This is a genomic window from Pseudomonas luteola NBRC 103146 (genome assembly GCF_002091675.1).
GTDB lineage: Bacteria > Pseudomonadota > Gammaproteobacteria > Pseudomonadales > Pseudomonadaceae > Chryseomonas > Chryseomonas luteola.
Genome location: NZ_BDAE01000072.1, coordinates 1 through 1,713, shown reverse-complemented (window position 1 = coordinate 1,713; position 1,713 = coordinate 1). Strand labels below are relative to the sequence as shown.

The window sequence follows — 1,713 nt, the reverse complement described above, 5'->3', positions numbered from 1 at the left end:
ATGGAGGCAGGCAGCATGAAAGGACTCATCATCAACAACGGAAACCCCAGTGCTGTGACTGTTGATCATGACGGGGTAACGGTGACGTTCAAGACCTTCGCCGCGGCTTGCGAGTACGCCGACACGATCAGGGAGAAGCGTTTCCCGGTCTGGCCGAACGATCAAATGGCCCTGCCGCACCTGGACGATTTCGACGAAGAGCGCATGGATCGGATAGGGCAGAACGGCCCTGATGGACTGGCATACCAGGGTGTAGGCGCTGACTGGCTGCGTGAATACAACCTGCTGGAGGCTGGGCAATGAGTACAGCCATCCAGACAAAGGCATCAGGCATCCAGGTATCACCCCGGAAGCTGAAGAAGAAAAAATGCAAGAACCCAACCTGCCGCGCTGAGTTCATTCCAGCGCGCCCCCTACAAGCCGCCTGTAGCGTTTCCTGTGCGTTGCAAATGGCAGCCGCTAGGTCGGCCAAGGTTGAGCGAGAAAACGTCAGGAAAGCGCAGGCAGAGGCCAAGGAAGCGAGAAAGAAACTCAAGTCTCGCTCGGACTACATGAGAGAGACCCAGCAGGCATTCAATGAGTGGATTCGGATGCGTGATGCCGACCAGCCATGCATCAGCTGCGGCCGCTTCCATGAGGGCCAATTCCATGCGGGTCATTATCGGACAGTAGCTAGCAGCCCGGAGCTACGGTTCGAACCGCTCAACTGTTGGAAGCAGTGCGCTCCATGCAACAACCACAAGTCAGGCGACATCGTGAACTACCGGATAAACCTGGTACGCCGGATAGGTGCCGACAAGGTTGAATGGCTGGAAGGCCCTCACGAACCCAAGCGTTACACGATCGACGATCTGCAGGCCATCAAGGCCCATTACCGAGCAAAAACACGAGAAATGAAGGCGAGGGCAGCAGTATGACCGCAATCTATCGCGACGTAATGAGCACGCTGGTACGGGTACTGGCTGCCGACAACATCGACAACACCACCAAGCAACATTGGCAGAACCTGATCGATTCTATTCCTGCCGATAGCACATTCCGGTCCTGCATCTCTGCCCGGGAGAAGTTCGATTATGACTGCGCGCTGTATGCCTTGCTGCATAAAGAATTGAAGCCGCTGCACTGGAATCTCTTGGTTGGGAAGTATTCGACCCACAAGGGCAACAAGGTCGCAGCAATTGGCAAGGTTGCGCCTCACGTAGAATCGTTTGCCTCCCAGCTATTCAAATACAAGGCTACGACAGCATGGTTCATTCCGAAGATGAAGGGCTTGCAGGCTCAAGCGAGCACCGGAATGGAGGTTGTAAGTCGGTCTGAGCGTCAATATGCAGAGCACAAGGCGCTGATGGCTAGCTTCAAGAAAAAGGGCGTCAAGGGCATGTCAAAGGAGGTAGATCGTGAGAAATACATCAAGCGATCAACTGACATGATAGTCCTGGAGCCTGAGTTCTATGACATGAATACATGGGATAGCGAAGCACGGCCTGAGTCAACACGTCGCCGCTGGAGGAATCAGGTTTACCGTAGCCTGGACGCAATCGAAGAGGCTGCACTGATCCATGTAACCGAAATATTCGATCAACAAGAAATATTTGGTCAAGTAGCTTGACCTTTCGTGGCGATATGATCATTATAAATCCCATGATGTCATCGCTGCGTTCGCGAATATGACTACTTACTAAACCCGTCCTCAGTGGCGGGTTTTTTATTGCC

At 53.5% G+C, this 1,713-nt stretch carries 3 protein-coding genes; all 3 read left to right on the top strand.

Translation table 11 applies throughout. The features are described 5' to 3' along the window. A partial coding sequence (locus PLU01S_RS25080) for a hypothetical protein (protein ID WP_084339972.1) occupies positions 1-303 on the top strand: 303 nt, incomplete at its 5' end. Next, on the top strand, positions 300-917 hold the full coding sequence (locus PLU01S_RS25075) for a recombination protein NinG (RefSeq protein ID WP_074830774.1): 618 nt from the start codon (positions 300-302) through the stop codon (positions 915-917). The genes PLU01S_RS25080 and PLU01S_RS25075, both read left to right, overlap by 4 nt. After that, positions 914-1,609 (top strand): hypothetical protein, encoded by a 696-nt coding sequence (locus PLU01S_RS25070; RefSeq protein ID WP_074830771.1) that lies wholly within the window; start codon positions 914-916, stop codon positions 1,607-1,609. The genes PLU01S_RS25075 and PLU01S_RS25070 overlap by 4 nt, the downstream gene beginning before the upstream one ends. The last annotated feature ends 104 nt before the right edge of the window (positions 1,610-1,713 follow it).